A 16873-nucleotide genomic window follows, 5' to 3' on the forward strand; every position below is an offset into this window, starting at 1 on the left:
GCGTCGACGGCGTCGTCTTCGACGCGCCCTACGGCCGCCAATCGAAGATAGCCGGCGACCTCGACGCTATCGTCGCGGACTGCCTCGGGGCGCCGCCGACCTCGCGCCGCGCGCGGTGGTCGTCGGCGATCGGTCGTGGGCGGACACGGCCCGCGAGGCCGGGTGGACCGTCGAGTCGACGTTCGTCCGCCGGGTCCACCGCTCGCTGGACCGCCACGTCGCAGTCCTCCGGAAGGATTCGAATAATGCGATGATTTAGTGGACGATTTCAACCCTGAATCCCAGTGTGTCACGGAAGTTGCCGCGAAAATGGCGGGGAAACAAAAGATATTATCACAGTGGTTGGTACGTGCTCACAATGCCACGGTGGACAGACCCGGCCCCGTGTGAGGACGACGAACAGTTGTTCGAGTGTCCGGAGTGTGGTACCCGCGTCTGCACGACCGAGAGCCCGGTCGAGTGTGACTGCGGGGCACAGATGCGCAACCTCAGCGTGCCGCGGCCGGAGTGACCACGTCGAACGGTTTATACCCGCGTCGCGCCAGTGGCAACGCAACGGATGTCTCGCTGGTTCACGCCCGGCACCTGGACGTACGCCCTGCCGCTGTTTCTGGTCGCCGGACCGCTGTTGTGGTTTTACCCGTCGGTCGCCGCCGGATGCATCCTCGCCGGTCTCGCCATCCTCTTTTTCCACCGCGACCCGCCCCGCGAACCCGCGGGCGAAGGCGTCCTCTCGCCCGCCGACGGCACCGTCTCCGTCATCCGCGAGGAGGAGGGTCGCCTCCGCGTCGGCGTGTTCATGAACGTCCACAACGTCCACGTCAACCGCGCGCCGGTCGACGGCGCTGTCGACCACGTCACTCACATCGACGGCGCGCACAAGCCGGCCTTCTCGAAGGACTCGGACCGCAACGAACGCGTCCACGTCGACTGCGGCGACTACCGGGTGACGCTCATCGCCGGCGCGTTCGCCCGCCGCATCCACCCCTACGTCGAGGACGGCGATCGTCTCGCCCGCGGGGACCGCATCGGACACATCTCGTTTGGCTCCCGTGCGGACGTGCTCTTCCCGCCCGAAACCGAGCGCTCTGACCTCCGCGTCGAGGAGGGCGAGGGCGTCCGGGCCGGCGAGACGGTGCTGGCCGAGAAACCCTGAGCGGCCCGCCGAGTCTTGAAGTGAACCGACCGTGAACGCCCACTATGGCGGGCAAGTACTTCGAGGCGTTCACCGAGGGCGAGACCATCGTCCACGACCGCCGGCGGACGATATCCGAGAGCGACAACCAGCGCTTCTGCGATATGACGATGAACCAGCAGCCCCTCCACCTGGACGCCGAACACGCGGCCGACACCGAGTTCGGTGAGCGCGTGGTCAACGGCCTCTACACGATGAGCCTCGCCGTCGGGATGACCGTCCCCGAGACAACCGAGGGGACCGCCGTCGCCAACCTCTCGTACGACGACGTCGAGCACCCGGCGCCAGTCTTCCACGGCGACACCGTCCGCGCGGAGACGACGGTGCTGTCGACGCGCGAGACCAGCGACGGGGACCGCGGTGTCGTCACGATGGCAGTCTCCGTCTACGATCAGGACGACACCGTCGTCTGTCGGTTCGAGCGGACGGCGCTGGTCGAGCGACGGCCCGACGGCGAGTGACGGCCGCGGGACGGCCGCTTAGAACAGTAGCGTCGAGTTGACGGCCGCGGCGACGAGCCACGGCAGCGCGAGGCCGAGCGGCACGACTGCGCCGCGTTCGTCCAGCACTCGCCGCAGGCCCGCGCCGACGCCGACGACGGCCAGTTTGACGCCGAGCAGCGCCGCGACGCCCGCAGCGTCGATGGCGGCCCGCATCGCCGGGTTGCCCTCGGTGAGGCCGGCCTGTAGACCGGCGTACGTCGTGAGTAGGTCCGCGAGCAGCGCGGCCCCGAGCAGCCACCACAACTGGCGCTCGACGGCCGCGAGTCGGTCGATTACCCGTTCGCCGGTCGTTTCCTGTCGGTACCCCTGCCCGACCGCTGTCGACTCCTGAACTCCCATATGTACCCCCACGACCCACCGTCACCCACCCCTGGTGCGACGGCGAGAACCCGTGGTGCTCGACTGTGGTGTGGGCTGACACAAGTAGGTTGTGACTGTGTCAGTACTCGTCGCTGGCTTGTACCGGTTGTTCGACCAGTCTGATCCCCTGTGTCAGGACGGCGACGAGGAGGGCGAGGCCGACGATGGCTCGGGTGGGGCCGACGATGTCGGCGACAGCGCCGCCGCCGACCCGGAAGACGGCGAAGGAGAGGCCGTACACCATCGAGGCCGTCGACAGTACCGTCGCTCTCCCGAGGGAGGGCAGGTGGTCGTTGAGGTACTGCCCGCGGAAGGTATACGAGAGACTCTTGATGACGCGCATCCCGACGAACGCGGGGACGGCGAGCCACGGCGCGAGCAACATCCCGGCCAGCACCGCGGCCAGCAGGACAGGGGCGACGGTGAACCACCCGCGGATACCGACCCACGACCGGACGCGGTCGACGTTGTAGGACGCGACGGCCGTCAACAGCATAAAGGCGGCGTAGAGGACGCCCAGCCACGCTTCGGGGACGCCCGCGTCGACGACGATTGGCTGGATGTACAGGTCCGCCAGTTCGGGAATCGACAGCAACAGCGCGGTGTAGACGATGAACGTCCGGAGGCTCGGCGCGAGGAACTTCTCGCGGACCGTCCGGTAGGCGGCGGCCGCCGAGAACGACTCCCCGCCGTCGCCGTCGGCGTACTGCTCGGTCTGGGGCATCGACAGCAGAATCAGGATGCCGCTGGCGGTGACGGCCGCCGCGGCGACGAACGGGAGTCGTCGGTCGACGGCGAACAACAACCCGCCGGCCACGGACGTCGCGGCGGAGGTGACGAGGAAGGCGGCCCCGCCCCGGCCGGATATCGCGGTGTACTCCTCGGTGTCGAGGCGCTCCTCGAGGGTGTCGTAGAGATACGCCGACCCGCTCCCCGACCGGAACGTCAGCGCGACGCCCCAGAAGACGTAGACGGCCGAGAACGTCGCCACCGACCCGGCGACGGTGAACGCCAGAAGCGAGACGGTCATCGCGATGGAACTCAGAATCAGGCTGTTGCGCCGGCCGATGGCGTCGCCGACGTAGCCCGTCGGTATCTCGGCGGCGATGACGCCGACGAAGAAGAGGCCGTTGACGAACCCGACCGCGCCGTTCGAGAGGCCCCGCGAGAGCAGATACAGCGTGATGATTGGGTAGACGAACCCCTCGGAGGTCGAGGCCCGGTAGGCGTAGAACTTCCAGATCAGGAGGCGCTCGCTCCAGTCGGCGTCGGCCAGTCTCGTCCCCTCGCTCACGGGTGGCCATCGCTCGCTCGGGACCAAACACCTTTCGAAGTTCCTGACCGGATAGTCAGCTTCAGAGTACCGTGCCGTGTTTCTTCTCGGGGCGGTCTTTCTCGACGTCCTCGTAGACGGTGAAACGGGCGTTCAGTTCGGTCCGCAACTCGCTGGGTGGGACTATCTCGTCGATGACCACCTCGCTCGCCATCCGGCGGACGTCGATGTCCTCGCGGTACTGCTCGCGCAGGCGTCGCTCCTCGGCGGCGCGTTCGTCCTCGTCGTCGATATCAGCGAGTTTCCGCGCGTAGACGGCGTTTATAGCTGCTTCCGGTCCCATAATGCCTATCTCGCCGGAGGGGAGCGCGATGGTCGACTCGGGGTCGTAGGCCGGGCCGGACATCGCGTAGATGCCCGCGCCGTAGGCCTTCCGGACGACGACACACTGTTTGGGCACCGTCGCCGCCGAGGTGGCGTAAATCATCTTCTTGCCCTGCTCTAAGATACCCTCCTTCTCGACGCTCGATCCGGCCATGAATCCGGGGGTGTCACAGAGGTACAGGAGTGGAACGTTGTAGGCGTCGCAGGTCCAGACAAACTGTGCGGCCTTCTCGGCGGCGTCGGGGAAGATAGCGCCCGCTCGCTTGGCCGGTTGGTTGGCGACGATGCCGACGACGCGCCCGTCGATACGGGCGAACCCGGTGAGTATCTCGCCGCCGTAGGCCGGTTTCAGCTCGAACCACGAGTCCTCGTCGACGACTCGGTCGATCACGTCGTGCATATCGTAGGCCTCGTTGGGGGCGTCGGGGACGACGGCGTCCAGACCCGCCGGGTCCGCCGCGGGCGCGGCGCCGTCGGTCGCGGGCGGTCGCTCGTCGCAGTTGTCCGGGAGGTACGAGAGCAGGTCCGCGATCAGTCGACGGGCGTGTTCCTCGTCTTCGGCCACGAGGTCGGCGCTCCCGGAGTGTTCGGTGTGGACCCGCGGGCCGCCGAGGTCTTGTAGGTCGATGTCCTCGCCGGTGACCATCTCGACCATCCGCGGGGAGGCGATGGCCATCGCGGACATCCCCTCGACCATGACGGTGAAGTCGGCGAATACGGGGGTGTAGGCCGCGCCGGCGATACAGGGGCCGTAGAGGACACAGACCTGCGGCACGAGCCCCGAGAGCCGCGAGTGGTTGTAGTAGTACTTCCCGATGCCCTCCCGGTTGGCGAAGAAGCCGGTCTGTTGGTCGATGCGCCCGCCCGAGGAGTCCATCAGGTACAGCACCGGGCGTTTGGTCTTCAGCGCCCGCTGTTGGAGGCGGAGGAACTTCTCGACGCCGCGTTCGGCCATCGACCCCGCCTTCACGGTGAAGTCGTTGGCCATCACGTGGACCAATCGGCCGTCGAACTCCGCGGCCCCAGTGAGGAGGCCGTCCGCAGGCAGGCGGTCGTCTGGGTCGTCGGTCTCCGGCGAGTCGCCGTGCCAAGCGTCAAAGTTAGCGAAGCGGCCGTCCTCGAAGGTGAACCCCTCCTCGCCGAACCACAGTTCCAGACGGTCCCGCACGAACAGTTTCCCCTGTTCGTCCAGTCGCTCGCGGTACTTCGGCGGGCCGCCCGCGTAGATGTCTGCGATCTGTTCGCGCAGGCGGTCCTCGCGGTCGGTCGGTCCGGTCACGCCTCCGTCGTCGGTCGAGGGCGACGGCTCGCCGATTTCTTTACTATCGATCTCGGGATCGCGAGTCACTATCGGTTCGTCGTCGTCGCCGGCGTAGACGGAGACGGTGACGGCGTGTTCCTCGGCGAGGGCGGCCGCGATGGCTTCGGCCTCGTCCCGACTGGCCGCGGCGTCGATCCGGACCTGCATAGTCGTCTATGCTCCCGGCAGGGTCACAATAGTTCCGCCCGTCCAGAACGGTCCCTCCGAGGCTGCGTTACTCCTGTTCGTTCGGCCACGCCGACTCGCGGGTCGTCATCCCGGGGTTGCGCGAGGTGCCGCCCAGCGTCTCGACGAGGCGGCTCATCGGCTCGCTGCTCCCGACGAACAGCGGCGTGCGGCCGTGGAGGTCACCGTCGGGCTTTCGGTCGAGGACCGACCCCTCGCCGTCGAACGAGTCCCCGCCGGCCTGTTCGACGATGTAGGCGATAGGGTTGCCCTCGAACTGGTGGCGGAGTTTCCCCTCGGGCCGGGAGGACAGCGCCGGGTAGGCGAAGACGCCGCCGTGGGAGAGTACCTGATTCACGTCGCCGACGAGCGCGCCGCCGTAGCGCCGCTTGAGGCGACGCTGGGTCTCCATCGCGTACTGCCGAAACGACCGCGACCACTCCGGGACGGGGCCCCCGAAGCCATACACCGTCCCCGACGCGTCGAGTTCGACGCTCTCGGTGAGAATCGAGGCGTGGCCGTCCTCGAAGATGTACTCCGTGACGCCCGCGTCGGTGGCGACCATCGCCGTCGTCGCCGGTCCGTAGAGCACGTACGCGGCCCCGACGAGGTCACGGCCCCGCGCCGGCAGGTCCCCGTCGTAGACGCCGACGATGGTCCCGACGCCGTTGTTCGATCCGAGGTTGCTGGAGCCGTCAAGCGGGTCGACGGCCACCGAGAGGCCGTCGCCGAACGCCGTCGTGTCGGCGCGCTCCTCGCTGGCGTAGGTCCCCACGCAGTCGAGCATCCCGAGGTGCTCCTCGAACAACTGGTCGGCGTAGACGTCCGCCGCGAGCATCTGCTCGCCGCTGGGGTTGTCCGAGTCGACCGCCGCCCGATGCGTCCGGAAGGCGCCGCGCATCTCCGGCACCACCGACGCGAGTCGCTCGACGATGGTATCCATACAGTGTGCGGTCCGGTCGGACGCGGTCGGCTCCTCGGGTGCAGCCATTGTTACCTGTAACCGCCCGGTAGTAGTATAGTATTTGTGTGTTATGTATGGTGCAGTGTACTCCGAGAATTACGCGTATAGAAGGGTCCTAGTTGTGGTTATACACGTCTCGAACGACGAATAATTTCGTCACAGCTCACTGTCTTCCGCGCTGTCGTGTCTGGCCCGTGGTGTCGAGACGCACGGTGGCGGAACGGTCACTGTCGACACCAGCCCCGGGAAGCGACTCGTCTATCCCGGCGGGTCGACGACTGTCGTCTCGCCGTCGGTGTCGACCAGCGAGACGCTGTGGGTCGTGTGTCGCGCGTGTGTCTCGGCCCAGCGCCGGGCGGCCGAGGATTCCAACCGCTGTATCTCCTCGGGACAGTGCCGACAGACCGCCTGCCACGTCTCGACGCCGTCGGGGAAGTGACCGGTGTGGCGGTGGTGGTCCAGCGCGAACTGCTGGACGGCCTGGTTGCCGACAGCCATCTCGTCCAGTTCGTAGGCCAGATCCCACTCGCGGCCGCAGCGCTCACAGGAGATGATCGGCGTGTCGTCGACGGAATCGGGGACGCCGGTCGGGTCGTCGCTGTCGTCTGGCATACCACCGCCTTCGTCGCCCGGCCGTTTGAATCCGCGGCTCAGGCGAGGAAGACGTGCCGCGGCGTGTCGGCCAGCACTTCCCGGCCCCACTCGACGGTGTCGCGGAACTCCTCAGAGCGGAAGAATGTCATCGCGTTCTCTCGGCTGTCCCACCGGGAGGCGATGAACATATCGGTGTCTTGCTCGTGGTTGACCAGCAGTGCCGTCTCGCGGTGGCCGTCCATCGTCTCGAGTTTCTCGCCGACGACGCCGAAGGTGTCGACGAACTCCTCGCGGTAGTCGTCTTTGACCGTGTAGAACATTCCCATCGTCCCGAAGCCGTCGCCCTCGCCAGCCTTCCGGACGACGCCGGGCAGGTCCGCGAGGTACTCGCTGGCCGTCTCGGCGGCGTCGGCCGTCTCCCAGAGGCTCACCACGGCCGTCATCTCGCCGTCCTCGGTGCCGTAGACGGCCGTCTTGACGTGGGTGTCGTAGCGGTCGAAGTTCCCGCGGAGGTCGGTCACCTCCCCGAACAGCGCCTCGCGGTCGGCCTCCGAGTACAGCACCATCGCGTAGACGTCCTCGCCGTGGGGCGTCCCGGCGTAGATGCCCTCCTCGGCTAGTTCGGCACGGATGTCCTCGTCCTCGTCGGTGCCGGCCGCCGACCCGTCCTCGGCGTCGCCCTCGTCCGGGTCGCCGAGTCGTCCGCGCGCGCCGGTGTCGACGCCGTCGACGTCGGTGAGAAAGCCCGAGGCGGTCTGTGCGGCGTCCTCGGTGTCCCACAGGCTCACCAGCACCGTCTGGCCGTGGTTGGCCCGGACCATCGTGCCCTGATGGGTGTCGTAGTGGTCGAAGTTCTCGACGGTGCCCTCGATGTCGTCGGCGAGGGCAGCAGCCTCCCGGTCGGCCTCGAACAGCAGGCCGTACGCGCCGGGGTCGTAGGCCTCGCCCTCGTGGACGCCCGCGGCCGCGAGGCGTCGTCCCAAGTCCTCGACCGCGGTGATCGAATCGGCCCACGTGTCGGTCGTCGGGGGCCGGCCGCCGCCGCTGTCGGGGTGGCCGCCGTCGTCCGCGTCGTCGCTCTCGGCACTCTCCTCGGAACTCCCCTCGGCGACGTGCCCGCGGACGCCCGCGTCGACGCCGTCGATGTCCGTGAGAAAGCCCGAGGCTGTCTGTGCGGCGTCCGGGGTGGCCCAGATGCTCGCGAGGACGACGCGGTCGCCGTCGCTCTCGACGTGGGTCCCGTGGTGGGTGTCGTAGTGATCGAAGTTGCTCGCGAGGCCGTCGACCTCCTCGCGGAGGTCGGCCACGTCGCGGTCCTCGACCTCGTACAACAGGCCGTAGGACTCGCCGTCGGCGTCGATACCGACCGCGTCGAGTCGCTCCCGCACGTCTTCGACCTCGGAGACGGCGTCGTCCCACCCGTCGGTCGTCGGGGGGCGGCCGCCGGCGGACCCGCCTTTGTCCCCCTCGTCGTCGCTGTCACCGTGGGGGGGTGGTCGCCGTGGGCCGCGCCGCCGCTGTCGGCGTGGTCGCCGCCGTCGCCGTGGCTCCCCGCCGGAAGCGGACCCGCCGGCGTGGGGGATGGTCGCCGTGCGTCGACCCGCCGCCGGCGTGGGCGGCCGCGTCCTCGGGCGTCGCCGGCCGGTCGGCGTCGATGCCGGCCCCGTCGCTCTCGCCGAGGTGCTCGCCGGCTATGAACGCCGGGAGGTCGGCCGGGTCGAGGTGGCTCCCGACGTAGAAGGGACCGAACTCGGCGTACTTCGAGGAGGAGGGGTCGAACCGCATCTCGTACAGCAGTCGCTTGACCTCGGTGAGGTCGTTGGTCCACAGCGTCACGCCCCACTCCCAGTCGTCGAAGCCGATGGACCCGGTGATCATCTGGGTGACCTTCCCCGCGTACTCCCGACCGATTTCGCCGTGGACGTCCATATGCTCGGCGCGTTCGTCGAACGGCAGGTCGTACCAGTTGTACTCGGGGTCCCGGCGCTTGTCCATCGGGTAGAAACAGACGTGGTCGGCGTCGGGAACCTGCGGGTAGAGCCGCGAGCGCATGTAGTTGGCCAGCCCCGAATCGTCGTCGAGTTCGCCCTCGATGAACTGCCGGCCCTTCTCGGAGTAGCCCGAGGCCTCGGTGACGGAGACGAACGACGTCGAGCGCTCGGTGAACGCCGCCAGTTCGGTCTGCTCGAAGCGCCGTTCGAGGGCGTCGATGTCGGCGACGGTCGGCCGGAGGTGGACGACCATCAGGTCGGCCTCGTGGCCGAGCATCGAGTAGACGACCGTCGCGCCCGCCTCGGCGTCCTCCAGCGCGGTGGCGGACTCGAGGAACGCCCGTCCCTCCTCGATAGCCCGGTCGCGGGTTCGCTGGGGGGCCTGCGCCCAAGCGTGCCAGTCTATCGTTCGCATGTCGTGGAGTGCGTACCAGCCCTCGACCGTCGGTGGGGCCTCTCGTCGGACCATTGTAGCGGGGGCTACGGGCCTGCCGATAAGGAACCTTGCCTTTCGTGGTATCCGTTGTCGGTCGACCCCGGACGTCGACTGCGCCGAGGCGGCGCTCCCGCTGCTCTCAGGCCAGCAGCGCCGGGCCGAACAGCATCAGCAACAACCCGGCGAGCATCGTGATGCCGATGGTCGTCGTGACGGCGGTGACGTGCTGGCGAGAGTCGAAGGGCGTCCGCGAGAGCACCGCCTCGGTGCTGTTGCGGAGGATGTGTCCGCCGTCCAGCGGGAAGGCGGGGATGCAGTTGAACAACCCGAGATTGAAGTTCACCCATCCGGTCCAGAAGAGGACGTTCGCGAGGAAGAACACCCCGCCGCCGAGCGCCGAAAGGGGCCCTTGGATCACGAAGAAGTTCGTAATCGGATCGAGGAACCCGGCGAAGTTGTACCCCAAGCGGGGGTCGGCGACGGCCGCGAACGGCAGGGTGAGCAACAGCAGGATGCTTCGGCCGAGCGACCCATCGCCGAGGCCGCCGAGGACCCCGTCACCGCTCAGAAAGCCCAGATACAGGTCGGCGGGGTAGGTCCGGATGCCGAAGTCGTCGACCACGATACCGGTGATTCCGGGTTGGCTCTGGGAGACGCCGACGAGCGCTCCGCCGGTCCGGTCGTTGCTCCCGAGGGTCACGTTGTACGTCTCGAACTGCCCGCCCGTCCACGCCTGCACCGGCACCGTCGTCCCGGGGTCGGTCTCCGCGAGGTACTCCGCCAGCGCCGTCGCGTCGACGGTCCGGACGCCGTCGATGCGCGTGATGACGACCGGTTCGCCCTCGGGCGCGCCGGCGTCGGCGAGGGGGCCGCCTTCGGAGACAGCGACCGCGTAGGCGCCGACGGGTCCGGTCGCGTTCGTCCCGTTGTCCATCGTCAGCGTCGCGGTCGTCCGATTTCGGAGGGCGTCGTCGAGGGCCGCCTCGGTCCGAACGGGCGTCCCGTTGACGGCCGTTATCTTCTGTCCGACCTCGATGCCGAAGGGACCGCCGTCGAGTTCGTTGACGACCAACAGCGAGCGGTTCACCCTGAAGCGGTCGCCGCCGCGGGTCTCGACGGTGAGCGGCCCGGACCCGGCCGACGCCTTCACGTCCTCGAACTCGCTGTCGTTTGCGACCGTCGTCCCGTTGACGGCCGTGATGAGGTCACCGCGTTCGAGTCCGGCCTCGGCCGCCGAGGAGTTCGGCGCCGTGTTGCCGACCGGGACGCCGTCGGCGACGGCGATAGCGCCCGTCACCGGCCCGAACAACAGCGCGAACGCGATGATGGTGATGGCGAAGTTGTTGGTCACGCCGGCCGCGAACATCCGGGTCTGGGCGCCGCGGTCGGCTCTCTTCCGGTCTTCCTCGTCCGGTTCGACGAAGGCCCCGATGGGCAACAGCGCGAACAGGACGACGCCCATCGAGTCGATGTCGATGTCCTCGACGCGACAGAGCAGGCCGTGGCCCCCCTCGTGGACGACGAGCCCGACCAGCAGGCCGATGATGATGTCGGGCGCGGCCGCCAGCGGGAGAAACCGGTTGACGCCGGGGATGACGAGCGCGTCTTGTGGGCTCTGGATGGGCGAGATGTCGGGGCTGACGAGGTTCTGATACCCCGAGAGGAGCACCGTCAGAAAGAGGCCGACCAGAAAGAGCAACGCGATGCCGACGCCGACGTTGCCCCACGCCCGCCAGAACCGGCGCCGCTCGGCGAGCCTGTTCAGAAACGCCTTCCCGCGCCGGGTGTGGATGGTCGTCAGCGGCCCCGAGACCTTGACGAACTCGGGGAGTATCTGCCGCTGTTTCAACCCCATCGCGACCAGCGAGTAGAGGACGACGCCAGCGAGGACCAACTGCCACGTCGGTACCATTGGCTCGAACCACGGGACACGGCGGCAAGAGGGTTGTGTTCAGCCGTCCAGTCTGAGTCGCTCGACGACGACTCCCGGTCCAGTTTCGCTAAGAACGGCCCCAGCCGCGGCCCTTCGGACTGCCCGAACAGCAACTGGTAGCCGGCGCCGAACAACTCGCTCACCTCGACGCGTGGCGCTTTGCGGCCTCGTAGATTTCTTCCTGTATCGCCTCGCCGTCCTCGCCGGCGGCGACGGCGTCCGCGAGGTCCGACAGCGCCGCCGTCGTCGCCGCGTCGAACTCGACATCGGGCATCTCGGCACGCTTGAGTTCGTAGTTGAACTCGTTGTCCGTGCGCCGCGTCCACGCGCGCGCTCGCTCGACGCGAGAGAGCGCGCCTTCGACCGCCCACTCGGGGCCGTCCTCGGGGATGTGGCCCTCACGTCTGGCGATCTCCTCGCGCAGGTCAGGGTCGTCGGTCATCCCGAGAACCGCCGCGAACGTGTAGGGGATGCGGAGCCGTTCCTCCCGGACGTCTTCGACGACCGTCGGGTAAGCCCGTTCGGCGATTGCGGCCTGTCGCTCGGCGTCGTCGCCCTCGCCGTCGAGTTCCCCGAAGTACAGCCGTTCGAAGCGGTCGAACTCGTCGACCAACTGGTCGAGTCCCTCGATGGAGAAGTCCCGGGCCTTCTTGGGGTCTTTCAGGAAGAAGTAGCGCAACACCGCCGGTTCCAGCAACTCCAGCACCTCCTCGACGGTGACGATGTTGCCCGACGAGGAGGACAGGGGGTCGCCGTTCAGCGTGAACCACTCGTAGACCATCGGTACCGGCGGCTCGGTGTCGAAGACGTTTCGCGCGACGTCCTGCCCGGAGGGCCAGGAACCCTCGGCGTGGTCCTTGCCGAACGGTTCGAAGTCGACGCCGAGAATCTCCCACTGGGCGGGCCACTCGAAGCGCCACGGGAGCTTTCCCTCCCGGAAAGACGCCGTTCCCTCGTGGCCACAGCCCTCGATGGTCTCGCCGCCGGCCTCGACGTCCTCACAGACGTACTCGACCGTCTCGGCCTCGAGGTCGACGGCGGTGATTCCCTCGGTCAGGTGGCCACACTCGCTACACTGGGCCTGGAATGGGACGTAGTCCGAATCGACCTTGTCCTGATACTGGCTCAGGACCTCGCGCGCCCGGTCCTGGTCGCCGAGGACGGTCCGGACCGCCTCGTCGAAGGCGCCCTCGGCGTAGAGGTCGGTGTTCGAGACGAACTCGATGGGGACGCCGAGCGCTTCGGCGCTGTCCCGTAGGATGGTCGTGAAGTGCGCGCCGTAGGAATCACAGCAGCCGAACGGGTCGGGGATGTCGGTGTAGGGCTTGCCGAGGTTCCGGCCCAGCGCACCGGCGTCGACCTCGCCGAGACCGACGATATTTCCCTCTAGATCGGCGAGACGGCGCGGAATCTTCCGGAGGCGGTCCTTGTCGTCGCTGGTGAACACCTGCCGGACCTCGTGCCCGCGGTCACGGAGGGCCTCGGCGACGTAGTAGCCGCGCATAATCTCGTTGACGTGGCCCAGATGGGGGACGCCGGAGGGGGAGACGCCGCCCTTGATAACGATGGGGTCCTCGGGGGCGCGGGCCTCGACGGCGTCGGCGACGGCGTCGGCCCAGAAGGGGCGGTCGCTGTCGCTGCCGACCTCGTAGGGGTCGAGTGGCTCACTCATCGTCGGGGCGGATCCAGGTGCCGTCGATCTGATCGTCAGTGACTGCCCGCTCGACGACGTTCGGGTCCGTCCCCTCGACGACAGCGGCGGTCATCTTCGAGCGGTCGAGCACCTTCGCGGCCAGCAGGTCGATGGGGGCGTTCGATCCGGCGGAACCGAGCGACTCGCCGCCGGCGATGAGGTTGACCAGCGCGCCCGTCGAGATGGTGTCGTAGCGCTCGGCGTCGGGGTCCTCGTTGGGGTCAGCGTCGAAGACGCCCGGGACGGAGGTGGCAAACACGAGGCGGTCGGCGTCGACGTACTCCGCGAGCGCCGCCGCGACGGCGTCGGTGGTCTGGGCCGGGACGACCCCGCCCATCACGACGACCTGATCGCGGTGGAGCGCGCTCGCGGCGCTCTCGTAGTCGGTCGGAACCGACGGGGCCGCGAGGTCCTCGTCAAGCCCGGCCAACAGCAGTCGGGCGTTGAGCCGCGTCGTGTCGATGCCGATCTGGTCGAGTTCGCCCTCGTTCGCGCCGAGGGCTCGGGCCGCATCGATGTACTGGCGGGCGGTCGGGCCACCGCCGACGACGACGGCCACGTTGTGACCGGCCGCGGCGAGCGATTCGACGACGGCGGCGTAGCCGGCGACCCGGTCGCCTCCATGTCCGGGACCAGCACGCTGCCGCCGATAGAGACGACTACGTTCATTGGGTCGCCGTTACCGCGATTCGGTCTTAAGCGTTGTCAAGGAGGCCAGCCGTCAGTCTCAAACCTGTTCCGCCCCTCCACGCCCGTATGCACGTACTGGGTGTCGTCGGCCACTCCGACACCGGCAAGACCACGCTGCTCGAGCGTCTCACGGACCGGCTTGCCGAGCGCGGACGGGTGGCGACGATCAAACACGGCCACGCCTTCGATGTCGATACCGAGGGGAAAGACACCGCCCGCCACCGCGCCGCGGGTGCGACCCGAACCTACGGCATCACCGACGACGGCGCGTGGTTTGCGACCGGCGCGGGTCGGACGCTCCGGGACCTCCTCGAATCGCTGGCCCCCGACTTCGACTACGCCCTGATCGAGGGGTACAGCGACGCCGACGTGTCACAGGTCGTCCTCGGTGGCCGCGACCACGCCGGCGAGACGCTCGCCAGCGCACCCGAGGCGGACGCCGTCGACGTCGACGCGGTGATCGACGCCCTCGAATCGACCGAGCCGTTCGTCACGCTCCAGTCGCTGGTCCGTGAGGTCAAGGCGGAACCCGCCGCTGAACGCGCCGGCGCCATCGCCACTTTCACCGGGCAGGTCCGCGCGACGGAAGACCCCGAGGACGAGTACACCGAACACCTCGCCTTCGAGAAGTACGACGGCGTCGCCGAGGACCGACTCGCCGATCTGGCGGCCGACCTCGAATCCCGCGAGGGGGTCCACGCCGTCCGTCTCCACCACCGGACGGGGGTGATCGAGGCCGGCGAGGACATCGTCTTCGTCGTCGTCCTCGCGGGCCACCGGGGGGAGGCGTTCGAGGCCGTCTCGGACGGCATCGACCGCCTCAAGGAGGAGGTTCCCATCTTCAAGAAGGAGGTCACCGTCGAGGACAGCTACTGGGTCCACGAGCGCTGACCGGCGCGCGCCGCTGTGTACTGTCGACACTTTCGGCGATAATGAGGTATCATTTGCCGCTTATGTGCCGGTAGCGTCCGTCGCCCCTTCCGAATAAAAATCATAACTCAAAACGTGAATAGATATATTAGAACAGATTGTAAAACGTTTGCGGCCCGAAGAAAACGTCTTGAAAAAGTGGTTTTCGGCCGTTTCACTCTGAAAACGGACGAACCGATGCGAAGCTTCACGACTATATATACCCCTCTGGCGGATACGACCGGGTGAGGTGACTCAGATGAGTACGACGCAGCCCTCCCCCGACAGCGCGGAACCGAGCACCGAGTCGACGACGACGAAGAAAGAGCGACTCCAGTCGTATCTTCGGCAGAAGGCCGAGGACGGCGAAGTCTACTTCAAGAGCAAGTTCATCGCGGACGAGGTGGACCTCTCGCCGAAGGAGATCGGTGCGCTGATGGTCAAACTCCGCGAGTCGGCGACCGACCTCGAGGTCGAGAAGTGGTCGTACACGAGCGCGACCACGTGGCGAGTCGAAGCCGCATAGCCCTGCCAGCATGGTGTGACGTGTCTGTCAGTCCCCGCCTCCGCCGACCCGGTCGGGCCCGACTGGGTCACCCACCCGACGTATCGTCGGGATTTTACCACGGCACCCCTAGCCGATAGGTACGAATGTCTCCGACGGAGCCGCCGGACGACGCCCCGGCGGCCGCCACGCTCGCCCCCGTCTTCGACGTCAAGACAGTCGAGCGCGACGGCGACCGCCTCCGCTACGTCGGCACGCCCCAAGCCCCGATAGCGGCCGCCGAGGAGGAACTCGCGGCCATCTTCTACGAACACGGCTACGAGATGCGCCTCACCGCCAGCCTCTCCACCGACGGCCCACCCTCGGCCGGCGACTTCACCGTCGTCGCACAGCCCCGGTCGGTCGGTATCGACGGTATTCCCTACAAGAACGTCGCCCTCGCGGCGGCGACGGTTCTGACGACGCTGTACGCGGGCACGGTCTGGTACCACATCGACCTCGCCGCGGACCCGCTGGCTATCTGGCGGGCGTGGCCGTTCTCGCTCGCGGTGCTGACCATCCTCGGCGTCCACGAGGCCGGCCACTACGTCGCCAGCCGCTACCACCGCGTCGACGCGAGCCTCCCCTATTTCATCCCGTTGCCCCCTCCGTTCGGGACCGCCGGCGCGATAATCCGGATGAAAGGCCGCATCCCCAACCGCGCGGCCCTGCTGGATATCGGCGCGTCCGGACCGCTGGCCGGTATCGCCGCGACCATCGCCGTCACGACCGTCGGGCTCTTCCTCGACCCCGTCTCGGTCCCGCAGTCGGTTATCGACGCCAACACCGGCGCGATCAGGTTCAACAACCCGCCGCTGTTGCGCGGCCTGTCGATACTCACCGGCCAACCACTGAGCTACGACGACCCGACCAAACAGCTCAATCCCGTCGTTTTCGCCGGGTGGCTCGGGATGTTGGTCACCTTCCTCAACCTCCTCCCCGTCGGCCAACTCGACGGCGGACACGTCCTGCGGTCGCTGCTCGGCCCCGCACAGGAACGTATCGCCGCGCTCGTCCCGGCTATTCTGTTCGCGCTGTCCGGCGGCATCCTTCTCTTTGGCGACGGCTCCTTCGAGGTCGGCATCTGGCTCGTCTGGGGCGTGTTCACTGGCGTGATGGCCTACGTCGGCCCGGCCGACCCGGTCCGGGACCGGCCGCTCGACCGCCGCCGCACGGCGGTAGCGGCTGCTGACGTTTCTCGTCGGCGCGCTCTGCTTTATGCCGATTCCCTTCGAGATCATCCCTCCGGCCTGACCCGGGGCCGACAGTCACTCCCCGTGGGTGTACCCCTCGTCGGGCAGCGGGTCACCGTCGAGGGTGACGCCGGACTCGACGACCGACCCGATACGGGTCAGCGGCACGTCGACTGCCTCTTTGGCCGCTGCGAGGCTCTCCTCGGGCACCGTACAGACCAACTCGAAGTCCTCGCCGAAAAAGAGGGCTCGCTCGCGGGCCGCGTCGGGGTCGGCCGCCGTCGCCGCGACGGCGTCGTCTATTGGGAGCGGCGATTCGACGGCCATCCCGCAGTCGCTGGCCTCGGCGAGTTGGTGGAGCGATCGGGCCAGTCCGTCCGAGGAGTCCATCATCGCCGTCGCGTGACCCGCGAGCGCTCGCCCGGCGGCGACGCGCGGTTCGAACCGGAAGGCGTCGTTGCCGGCCTCGGTGTCCCCGCGTTCGAACAGCGCCAGTCCGGCCATACTCCGGCCGAGCGTCCCGGTCACGCAGACGACGTCGCCCGGTCGCGCGCCCGAGCGCCACACCGGGTCCTCGACCCGGCCGATAGCCGTCGTCGACACCGTAAACTCCTCGTGGGTGTCCATATCGCCGCCGACGTACTCCCCGCCCACCGTCCGGCAGACGTCGCCCGCGCCGTCGACGAACGCCGTGACGGCCGCCTCCTCGAAGGCGGGCGCGGCGT

At 68.1% G+C, this 16873-nt stretch carries 14 protein-coding genes and 4 pseudogenes; 7 read left to right on the top strand and 11 right to left on the bottom strand.

Translation table 11 applies throughout. The features are described from left to right. The 4 genes and pseudogenes from GJ629_RS07605 to GJ629_RS07620 all read left to right on the top strand — a co-directional run. Window positions 1-259, top strand: a pseudogene (locus tag GJ629_RS07605) (TRM11 family SAM-dependent methyltransferase); the annotation flags it as partial. A gap of 99 nt (window positions 260-358) precedes the next feature. After that, complete coding sequence (locus tag GJ629_RS07610; RefSeq protein ID WP_157512458.1) at window positions 359-511, top strand: rubrerythrin-like domain-containing protein; 153 nt, start codon at window positions 359-361, stop codon at window positions 509-511. Between the two features lie 48 nt (window positions 512-559). After that, window positions 560-1156: a protein sorting system archaetidylserine decarboxylase gene (locus tag GJ629_RS07615; RefSeq protein ID WP_157512459.1), complete on the top strand. Its 597-nt coding sequence runs from the start codon at window positions 560-562 to the stop codon at window positions 1154-1156. A 44-nt stretch (window positions 1157-1200) separates the two neighbouring features. Next, the gene (locus GJ629_RS07620; protein WP_157512460.1) at window positions 1201-1656 is read left to right on the top strand and encodes a MaoC family dehydratase; all 456 of its coding nucleotides are present in this window, start codon (window positions 1201-1203) and stop codon (window positions 1654-1656) included. A gap of 18 nt (window positions 1657-1674) precedes the next feature. Here the strand turns inward: GJ629_RS07620 and GJ629_RS07625 are convergent, their stop codons facing one another. The 10 genes and pseudogenes from GJ629_RS07625 to pyrH form a co-directional block, all read right to left on the bottom strand. Beyond that, complete coding sequence (locus GJ629_RS07625; protein WP_197428491.1) at window positions 1675-2037, bottom strand: DUF5658 family protein; 363 nt, start codon at window positions 2035-2037, stop codon at window positions 1675-1677. Between the two features lie 100 nt (window positions 2038-2137). Continuing rightward, a complete protein-coding gene (locus tag GJ629_RS07630) occupies window positions 2138-3352 on the bottom strand; it encodes an MFS transporter (protein WP_197428492.1) in 1215 nt (404 codons plus the stop codon). A 61-nt stretch (window positions 3353-3413) separates the two neighbouring features. After that, a complete protein-coding gene (locus GJ629_RS07635; RefSeq protein ID WP_157512462.1) occupies window positions 3414-5183 on the bottom strand; it encodes an acyl-CoA carboxylase subunit beta in 1770 nt (589 codons plus the stop codon). A gap of 67 nt (window positions 5184-5250) precedes the next feature. Then, on the bottom strand, window positions 5251-6192 hold the full coding sequence (locus GJ629_RS07640; RefSeq protein WP_231754544.1) for a class 1 fructose-bisphosphatase: 942 nt from the start codon (window positions 6190-6192) through the stop codon (window positions 5251-5253). 231 nt (window positions 6193-6423) lie between these two features. Then, entirely contained in the window at window positions 6424-6777 is a 354-nt protein-coding gene (locus GJ629_RS07645; RefSeq protein ID WP_157512463.1) for a hypothetical protein, read from the bottom strand. 38 nt (window positions 6778-6815) lie between these two features. After that, window positions 6816-8342, bottom strand: a complete 1527-nt coding sequence (locus GJ629_RS07650) for a heme-binding protein (protein ID WP_370515822.1) — start codon at window positions 8340-8342, stop codon at window positions 6816-6818. Further along, a complete protein-coding gene (locus GJ629_RS07655; protein ID WP_157512465.1) occupies window positions 8239-9219 on the bottom strand; it encodes a heme-binding protein in 981 nt (326 codons plus the stop codon). The genes GJ629_RS07650 and GJ629_RS07655 overlap by 104 nt, the downstream gene beginning before the upstream one ends. Before the next feature lie 106 nt (window positions 9220-9325). Further along, the gene (locus GJ629_RS07660; protein WP_157512466.1) at window positions 9326-11098 is read right to left on the bottom strand and encodes a site-2 protease family protein; all 1773 of its coding nucleotides are present in this window, start codon (window positions 11096-11098) and stop codon (window positions 9326-9328) included. Window positions 11099-11137: 39 nt separating this feature from the next. Continuing rightward, a pseudogene (lysS, locus tag GJ629_RS07665) lies at window positions 11138-12791 on the bottom strand (lysine--tRNA ligase). Beyond that, window positions 12784-13481, bottom strand: a pseudogene (gene pyrH, locus GJ629_RS07670) (UMP kinase). Before pyrH ends, lysS begins: the two co-directional pseudogenes overlap by 8 nt. Before the next feature lie 87 nt (window positions 13482-13568). On the opposite strand from pyrH, the gene GJ629_RS07675 reads away from it, so the two are divergent. From GJ629_RS07675 to GJ629_RS17930, 3 genes and pseudogenes are all read left to right on the top strand, one after another. Beyond that, window positions 13569-14393, top strand: coding sequence for a molybdopterin synthase (locus tag GJ629_RS07675; protein WP_157512467.1), 825 nt, complete (start codon window positions 13569-13571; stop codon window positions 14391-14393). A 277-nt stretch (window positions 14394-14670) separates the two neighbouring features. Next, window positions 14671-14937 (top strand): hypothetical protein, encoded by a 267-nt coding sequence (locus tag GJ629_RS07680; RefSeq protein ID WP_157512468.1) that lies wholly within the window; start codon window positions 14671-14673, stop codon window positions 14935-14937. Window positions 14938-15239: 302 nt separating this feature from the next. After that, window positions 15240-15911, top strand: a pseudogene (locus GJ629_RS17930) (site-2 protease family protein); the annotation flags it as partial. 312 nt (window positions 15912-16223) lie between these two features. Here the strand turns inward: GJ629_RS17930 and thiL are convergent. Beyond that, the coding region (gene thiL / locus GJ629_RS07690; RefSeq protein ID WP_157512469.1) for a thiamine-phosphate kinase at window positions 16224-16873 on the bottom strand (650 nt) is incomplete at its 5' end.

Source organism: Halapricum sp. CBA1109 (assembly GCF_009741825.1).
In the GTDB taxonomy this organism is placed as follows: domain Archaea; phylum Halobacteriota; class Halobacteria; order Halobacteriales; family Haloarculaceae; genus Halapricum.